This window comes from Sphingomonas sp. (genome assembly GCF_031380695.1).
In the GTDB taxonomy this organism is placed as follows: Bacteria; Pseudomonadota; Alphaproteobacteria; order Sphingomonadales; family Sphingomonadaceae; genus Sphingomicrobium.
The window spans coordinates 1-7,852 of record NZ_JANMWY010000197.1 but is presented as its reverse complement, the minus strand read 5'-3'; the positions used below and the strand labels follow the sequence as shown (position 1 = coordinate 7,852).

Sequence of the window (7,852 nt, the reverse complement as noted above, 5' to 3'; positions counted from 1 at the left end):
TAGACGAGGCCAGCCTCAAGCAGGTCGAGGAACAGCGCCTGCTCATGCCCGTAATAATCGGGCTCGCAGGTCGCCAGTTCGCGGCTCCAGTCGAGGGCAAAGCCGAGCCCTTTCAGCTGCGTGCGCATCGCCGCGATGTTCGCCCGCGTCCACTCGCCGGGGTGAACCCCCTTCTCCATCGCCGCATTCTCGGCCGGCATGCCGAACGCATCCCAGCCCATCGGGTGGAGGACTTCGAAACCCTGCATTCGCCGGAACCGTGCCAGGACGTCGCCCATCGTATAGTTGCGGACATGCCCCATATGGATCTTCCCCGACGGATAGGGGAACATCTCCAGCACATAGGTCTTGGGCTTGGGGCTGGCGCTATCGGCGGCAAAGCCACCCGCCGCCGCCCATTGCTCCTGCCAGCGCTTGTCGGCGGACGCGGCGTCGAAGCGCTCGATCATGCCGGCTTAGCCGCCGACGGCGCTGCGGCGAAGGTCGCGGGCGCGGGTCAGGATGATGTCTTCCAGCTTCTGGACCGTTGCCGCGGCGATCGGGGCGTCGACCCAGGCGCCGTTGTTGTTGACTTGACGTGCCGCCGCGACGCGCAGGGCGTCGGCGCGCAGGTCCTGGTCCAGGATCGAGGCAGTGATCTTGACCCGCTCGTTGGGCGCGGCCGCCGTCGAATACCAGTCGGTGACGATCACGCCGCCGTTGGAATCGGCCTGGATCAACGGCGCGAACGAAAGTGTGTCGATCGCTGCTCGCCACAGATAGGCATTGACGCCGATGGTCGTCATCCGCGCCGGAGCCAAGGTGTTTGGCACCCGCCGGTCGCGGGAACAGCCACCTAGCGCGAGGCCCACGAAGAGAATGAGGGCGAGGGGTGTCGAAGCGCGCATGATCTATCCTCGAAAAAGCCGGCGGCAGGGGGTGCCACCTGGATCCGATATGCCGACCCTCGTAGTTAGCGGGTCGCGCCGCCGCAAGCATGGTCGTGCAGACCCGCCTCGGAACAATGATCGTGCTTTAGGAGCAACAGCCTGACTCCAAATGGACTAGGCGCTTGGAACATCCCGTGCCTTCGGCCTATATGACAGGCGAGGGAGTATGGGGTGATTCCGAAGGGTGAGTCGAAGTCATGGCGACGCGCTGCTCTGGCGACTGCGGGCACGCTTGCGCTCATCCCGGCTGCGCTCCTCGCTCAGCCTGATTCGAAGCGCCCGGCCCCGGTCGCCTTCAGCTTCGATCATTTCTCTAGCTTCACCCCGGCCACGGCCGATCCGCGCCTCGCCGCTGCCTTCGCGAGCCGTGCACCCAGCGCCAACGATTTCCACTTCACCCCGGCCGCCGGCAAGGGCCGCCCGTCGCAGCTTCGCGTTGCGATCCGTGCCCGCGCGACCACCGCTACGGTACACGGGAATGAACTGGCCGCGGCGACTGGCGCCGTCGCCCTTGCCGCATCAACCTATAATCTCGGAGTGGCCGTCGGCTGGCGTCGCTTTGCCCTCTCGGGCGATGTCGCCAAGATCACCGGTCCCGGTTCCGCACTGGGCGGTCGTGAAAGTGCGGCGCTCGGCCTGACCTATAATCTGAAGCGCTTCACCGGCCGGGTCGCACTCGGCGCCGATCGCAGCGACGGCAAGCAGGCCCCGGCGCTGGCCAAGAACGACAATGTCTCGGTCGACCTCGGCGGCGCTTACTCGCTGACCCGCAACCTCGCGGTGACCGGTGGCGTGCGCTACAAGATCGAGCATGAGCGGCTGGCCGCCCTCGCCGACCAGCGCCGCGACAGCCAGGCGGTCTACGTCGGAACCGCCTTCAAATTCTGATCCCGGACGATATGTCCGCCAGCGATTCACCTGATCCCGTCGCGCATCAACTCGGGTTGATCCGCGATTCGATCGAGCGTGCCGCCCGCACCGCTCGACGCGAGCCGACCTCGGTTTCGCTGATCGCCGTGACCAAGACCCATCCGGCCGAAGAGATCACCGGCCTGATCGCCGCCGGCCAGCGCGACTTCGGCGAGAGCCGGGTGCGGGAGGCCCAGGCCAAATGGCCGCCGCTGATCGCCGCGCAGCCCGGAGTTCGCCTCCACCTGATCGGTCGGCTCCAATCGAATAAGGCGGCCGACGCGGTCGCGCTGTTCGACACGATCCACTCGGTCGACCGCCCTTCCCTGCTCGATGCGCTGGTCGCCGCCGCCGTCAAAACGGGCCGAACACCCTCGGTTTATGTCCAGGTCAACATCGGCGAGGAGGATCAGAAGGGCGGCGTCGCCATTGGCGACCTCCCGGGGTTCCTCGCGCGGGTTCGCTCGTCACCGTTGCCGCTTGCCGGGCTGATGGCGATTCCCCCGGCAGGCCCCGAGCCCGCCCCTTATTTCGCGCTGCTCGCCAAGCTCGCCCGGCGCCATGACGTCAGCGGGCTCAGCATGGGCATGTCGGACGACTATGAGACCGCCGTCATGCTCGGCGCAACGGTCGTCCGCGTCGGATCGGCCTTATTTGAGGACTAGCTCAGGTGGCCGCTGCGCTGGCGTTTGGTGGCGAGATAGTCGGCGTTGTGCGGGTTGACCGGCATATGGTGGGCGACCCGTTCGACTACCCGGATCCCGGCCTGCTCCAGCCCCGCCAGCTTGGCCGGATTGTTGGTCAGCAGCCGCACCGCAACGATGCCTAGCGCGCGCAGCATCGCCGCTGCCATTCCGTAATCGCGCATATCGTCTGAAAAGCCGAGCCGCCGATTGGCATCGACTGTGTCCAATCCGCGGTCCTGCAGCTGATAGGCGCGGATCTTGTTGGCTAGTCCGATGCCGCGCCCTTCCTGCCGCAAATAGAGCAAAACCCCGCCATCACTTGCCGATATCAGGCGCAAGGCTTCTTGCAATTGTGGCCCGCAATCGCACTTTAAACTGCCGAAGACATCGCCGGTCAGGCACTCGCTATGGAGCCGCACGAGCGGTGGCTGCCCGCCAAAAGACCCAATGATTAGAGCGACATGTTCCTCACCCGTGGCCGCATCGCGAAACGCCACGACCTGCGTCTCGCCGACCCCCGCGACCGGCAATTTTGCCCTGCCACTGATTGTGGCGACCGTGGCATCCTTGAGCACCATGTCCGAAGTAATGATGGCAGCGGCTTGCGCCCGACCTTCCAGCCGCCACAGCGCCGGCAACAGGCCCGCGCGCCGGGCAAGGACCAGCGCCGCCTCGGCGCTCCGCTCGTCGAGCACGGCGACCGGATCGAGCGGCCCGATCGGCCCCCGGTCGAGGTCGCGCGCCGGGTCGACGATGGCCATCGCCGTCGCCGCATTGATCCAGGCGCGCCGCTCAATCAGCACCGGCCGGCTCGGTGCCGCTGCCAGCCCTTCGTTGGCCAGCCCCAGCGCCGCTGCCCGTTCGCCACTAATCAGTAATTGGGCCGTTGCCTGCGGGTCGAGCAGCGCCAGCATCTCGGCCGTCCCCGTCTCGACCGACAGATAGGCCGCGTCGCCGATCTCCACCGCTCGCCCGCCACGCAGTGCGGCGATGGCGGGGGCGAGCGCCGCAGTCACAGCGACAGCTCGACGACCAGCGGGACATGGTCCGACGGCCGCTCCCAATTCCGGCACGCCTCAAGGACGCGGTGCGCGGTCGCTTGCGGTGCCAGGCTGGGACTGGCCCACAGATGGTCGAGCCGCCGCCCCCGGTCGCTTGCCGCCCAGTCCTGCGCGCGATAGCTCCACCACGTGAAGTTGCGCTCGGGTGCCGGGATGAACCGCCGCCCCAGGTCGACCCACTTATGCGCCGCCTGCAATTGCCCCAGCGCTTCAACTTCGATCGGCGTATGGCTGACCACGTCGAGCAGCGCCTTGTGGCTCCACACGTCGCTTTCCAGCGGGGCGATGTTGAAGTCGCCGACGATCAAAGTCGGCTCAGCCAACTTCTCGGACCATCTGGTCATGCGCTCGATGAAGTCGAGCTTCTGCCCGAACTTGGGGTTGAGCGTGCGGTCGGGAATATCGCCGCCGGCCGGAATATAGACATTCTCGATGCGCAGCCCGCAATCAAGTCGCGCCCCGACATGCCGCGCCTCGCCATTGTCTTGCCAGTCGTGGCGCAGATCGTCGTGCAATGGCACCCGGCTGACGATCGCCACGCCATGGTGCATCTTCTGCCCGTTCAGGATCTGGTGCGTAAAGCCAAGCCGCTGGAACAGGTTGCGCGGGAAAACCGCGTCCATCGCCTTGGTTTCCTGAAGGCACAGGATGTCCGGCGCTTCTTCGACGAGCAATTGCTCGACGATCCCCGCCCGCGCGCGGACGCTGTTGATGTTCCATGAAGCGATCTTGAGCTTGGTCACGTCGGGTCGCTTAGCCGCTTGCGCCCCCGATATGCAAAAGACCCCCGCTCCGGGGGCGTGGAGCGGGGGCCAACCAAGCGTTTCGTCACGCAAGGCGATCGCGTCTGCCAAGGGTAACAGGGGGAAACCCCCGGCGATGCCGCGATCACGGCTTCCCTATCGTGGCGTGCCTGTCGCGGGGATGAACAAGTAGCCGAACGAGACGGTTTTTATCGCAATTCGACGCCCCAATGTCACGCGCGACCGCGCTTTTTAGGTTCGGCGAACTGGAATGCGGAATCAGGCACGGCGACATTGTAGCGCTGCTGGTCGAGCTTGACGGTGGTCTTCTTGTTCTGCGCGTCGATCGCCGTCCAGCCCTCTAGCTGCAGGCCGCCGGGGGCCGAGGCCTGCTTGATGAACGCCAGGATCAATGTCCCGAACTCCGGCCGCCGGGCGTCGCGCACCCGCAGCAGGACGACACGCGGGTCCTGCGCCGGCATCGGCCGCGCGATCCGCTGAAGGTCGGGATTGCCGGACAGCAGCGGCCCGAGCGGCGACTTGGCGATCGGCCAGCGGCTCTTCTGACCGACCGCATAGTCGAGGAAATAGAGGCTGGTGCCGTCGGCCACCATCAGCATATTCGCCGCCGACCCATAATCGAACCGCGCCCGGCCGGGCCGCTTGAGGCTCAGCTGGCCGCCCAGCTGCTGGCCCTTGCCATTGGTCTGCACGAAACTGGCGGTCATCGACTGGGTCGCGGCCAGGCTGCGCTCGACTTGCGCCACCGTCGGATCGGTCGCTGCTGCGGCCGGAGCGGATAGGGCAGCGATAGTGAGCGGCGCGATCAACCGCGCGAAACGCATCGACATACAAATTCTCCCGAAACCGAAAAGCTTGCCCGGCCGAATGGTGCGGGCGGCTTGAATAGGTGCTGAACCCGACCGTTCCGCGCCATACACGCTCAGATCGCGTGGCCGTCGGCGTCCATGAGCACCTCGCGTCGACCGACGTGGTCGGGCTGGCCGACGATGCCATCCTTTTCCATTCGCTCGATCAGCCGTGCCGCGCTGTTGTAGCCGATGCGCAATTGTCGCTGGATATAGCTAGTCGACGCCTTCTGGCTCTCCGCCACCACCTGGATCGCCTTGCGGTACAGCGCCGTTTCGGCATCGTCTTCGCCAGTCGGCTGGCCGTCGAACATGTAGCCGCCGTCCTCAGGCTCCTCGGTCACCGCCTGGATATAGTCGGGCACGCCCTGCTTGCGCCAATGTTCGGCGACCAGGCGCACTTCCTCGTCGCTGACGAACGGGCCGTGGACGCGGATGATCTGCTTGCCGCCGGGCATGTAAAGCATGTCGCCTTTGCCAAGCAGCTGTTCGGCCCCCTGCTCGCCAAGGATCGTGCGGCTGTCGATCTTGCTGGTGACCTGGAAGCTGATCCGCGTCGGCAAATTGGCCTTGATCACGCCGGTGATGACATCGACCGACGGCCGCTGGGTGGCCATGATCAGATGGATGCCCGCCGCGCGCGCCTTCTGTGCCAACCGCTGGATCAAAAACTCGACCTCCTTGCCGGCGGTCATCATCAGGTCAGCCAGCTCGTCGACGACCACCACGATCTGCGGCAGTACATCGTAGTCCAGTTCCTCGGTTTCATAGATCGGTTGGCCGGTTTCGGCGTTATAGCCGGTCTGCACGCGCCGCCCGAGCGTCGTTCCCTTGGCCTTCGCCTCACGCACCTTCTGGTTGTAGCTGGCGAGCGCGCGCACGCCGAGGCTGGCCATCATGCGATAGCGTTCCTCCATCTGCTCGACGGTCCATTTCAGCGCGCGAATCGCCTTGCCCGGTTCGGTCACCACCGGGGCGAGCAAGTGGGGTATATCCTCATACATGCTGAGTTCCAGCATCTTAGGATCGATCATGATCATCCGGCATTCGTCCGGGCTCATCCGATAGAGCAAGGACAGGATCATGCAGTTGAGGCCGACCGACTTGCCCGATCCGGTCGTGCCCGCGACCAGCAAATGCGGCATCGGCGCGAGGTCGGCGATGACCGGGTCGCCAGCGATATTCTTGCCCAGGATCAGCGGCAGCGACATGTTCTGATCTTCGAACGCCTGGCTGCCGACCAATTCGCTTAGCGCCACCGTCTCGCGCCTCACGTTGGGCAATTCGATGCCGATCACGCTGCGCCCGGGAATGGTCGCGACGCGCGCCGACAGCGCCGACATGTTGCGGGCGATGTCGTCGGCCAACTGGATGACCCGGCTTGCCTTGATCCCGCTCGCCGGCTCCAGCTCGTACATGGTCACGACCGGACCGGGGCGCACCTCGACGATGTCGCCACGGACATGGAAATCCTCGAGCACCGATTCGAGCAGGCGAGCGTTGCGCTCGAGGCCCGCGCGGTCGACGGGGGTGCGCCCGGTCTCGGTCGGCCTGGCGAGTAGGTCGAGCGGTGGTAGCTGATAATTGTCACCCAATGCGAGGCTCGCCTGGCCGGCCGAGCGGCCCTTGCGCCCGGCGTCCTTGCGCGACACTGCTGGGGCGATCGCGCTCATTGCCTCGGTCACGGCGACGGCGGGGCGCGAGCGCGGCGGAGCAGGAGCCGCAAATTCCGCGCGCGGCTCGCGGGTCTTGCGCTTCGGCTTCGGTGACTCAGCCGGATCGCGGCGGAAGAAATGGGCGAACCACTCCCGCTCGTCTGCGCCGACACCACAGGCTACCCACAGCACCGCCAGCCCAGCGAGGGCGAACAAGGCCAGCAACGTCAACCGCAGCGGCCCGGCGATCGACGGATTGCCGATCATGCCGAGTCCGGCATCGATCGCATGCGCGCCCCCCAGCCCAAGCGCACCGCCCCACGCGGCGGGCAACCCCGATACGCCCGACCAGCGCATCAAACCGAGTGCGATCCCGACCAGCAGCACGCCGATGCTCGCGACGAGAAGGGCGCGCCACAGCGATCCACCCGGTGCCTCGCGCATCATCCGCGTCCCGGCGAGCAGGATTACCGGCAGAAACAGGGCAGAGCCCGGGCCGAACAGCAACAGCATCAGGTCGCTGGCATAGGCGCCGAACCCGCCCAGCCAATTGATCGCCGGCCCGCCGGCGGCGGTCGTGAAACTGGGGTCGGTGCTGCTGTGCGTCGCCAGCGCCAGGCCCAGCGCCAAGCTCAGCCCGATCAGGATCGCACCCATGCTGCGCCGGGCAAAGCGGCGCATCGACACGGCCAGCGTGTCGCGCCAGTCCGGCCCCAGGTCGCGTTTCTGTGCGCGCTGTGCGACGCTCGCCATCTCATCGTCCCCGCTTTGTTCGCCGTTCATGCAATGGACGGGACTCCGCGCGCAAGGCTTTCCTCTTGTCCCGCCAGCGCTTACACTGGCGGTGATGCAAGGAAGCGACGTCATCATTCTCGGCGGTGGGCTGGTCGGGCTCGCGCTGGCGGCTGCGCTCGATGCCAGTGGCCTTCGCGTGACGGTGGTCGATCCGGCCGATCCCGACACCAGGCTCGACGCGGCGTTCGACGGCCGGACGAGTGCC

9 protein-coding genes are annotated in these 7,852 nt (G+C 66.3%); 3 read left to right on the top strand and 6 right to left on the bottom strand.

Going from position 1 to position 7,852, the window contains the following annotated elements; translation table 11 throughout:
• Together RMN84_RS07250 and RMN84_RS07245 are read right to left on the bottom strand one after the other, a co-directional pair.
• Positions 1 to 449 (bottom strand): class I tRNA ligase family protein (locus RMN84_RS07250; protein WP_309611511.1); only part of this gene is annotated, 449 nt, incomplete at its 3' end.
• A gap of 6 nt (positions 450 to 455) precedes the next feature.
• A complete protein-coding gene (locus tag RMN84_RS07245; protein ID WP_309611510.1) occupies positions 456 to 887 on the bottom strand; it encodes a DUF3576 domain-containing protein in 432 nt (143 codons plus the stop codon).
• Positions 888 to 1,100: 213 nt separating this feature from the next.
• On the opposite strand from RMN84_RS07245, the gene RMN84_RS07240 reads away from it, so the two are divergent.
• Together RMN84_RS07240 and RMN84_RS07235 are read left to right on the top strand one after the other, a co-directional pair.
• On the top strand, positions 1,101 to 1,817 hold the full coding sequence (locus tag RMN84_RS07240) for a porin (RefSeq protein ID WP_309611509.1): 717 nt from the start codon (positions 1,101 to 1,103) through the stop codon (positions 1,815 to 1,817).
• A gap of 11 nt (positions 1,818 to 1,828) precedes the next feature.
• Entirely contained in the window at positions 1,829 to 2,503 is a 675-nt protein-coding gene (locus tag RMN84_RS07235; protein ID WP_309611508.1) for a YggS family pyridoxal phosphate-dependent enzyme, read from the top strand.
• Here the strand turns inward: RMN84_RS07235 and ribA are convergent.
• The 4 genes from ribA to RMN84_RS07215 form a co-directional block, all read right to left on the bottom strand.
• A complete protein-coding gene (gene ribA / locus RMN84_RS07230) occupies positions 2,500 to 3,540 on the bottom strand; it encodes a GTP cyclohydrolase II (protein ID WP_309611507.1) in 1,041 nt (346 codons plus the stop codon). The two genes, RMN84_RS07235 and ribA, sit on opposite strands and share 4 nt — an antisense overlap.
• Complete coding sequence (locus RMN84_RS07225) at positions 3,537 to 4,328, bottom strand: exodeoxyribonuclease III (RefSeq protein WP_309611506.1); 792 nt, start codon at positions 4,326 to 4,328, stop codon at positions 3,537 to 3,539. Before RMN84_RS07225 ends, ribA begins: the two co-directional genes overlap by 4 nt.
• 233 nt (positions 4,329 to 4,561) lie before the next feature.
• Complete coding sequence (locus RMN84_RS07220) at positions 4,562 to 5,179, bottom strand: outer membrane lipoprotein carrier protein LolA (protein ID WP_309611505.1); 618 nt, start codon at positions 5,177 to 5,179, stop codon at positions 4,562 to 4,564.
• A gap of 92 nt (positions 5,180 to 5,271) precedes the next feature.
• On the bottom strand, positions 5,272 to 7,605 hold the full coding sequence (locus tag RMN84_RS07215) for a DNA translocase FtsK 4TM domain-containing protein (RefSeq protein ID WP_405051457.1): 2,334 nt from the start codon (positions 7,603 to 7,605) through the stop codon (positions 5,272 to 5,274).
• Here RMN84_RS07215 and RMN84_RS12320 point away from each other — a divergent pair.
• A partial coding sequence (locus tag RMN84_RS12320; protein ID WP_405051456.1) for an NAD-binding protein occupies positions 7,508 to 7,852 on the top strand: 345 nt, incomplete at its 3' end. The genes RMN84_RS07215 and RMN84_RS12320 overlap by 98 nt on opposite strands.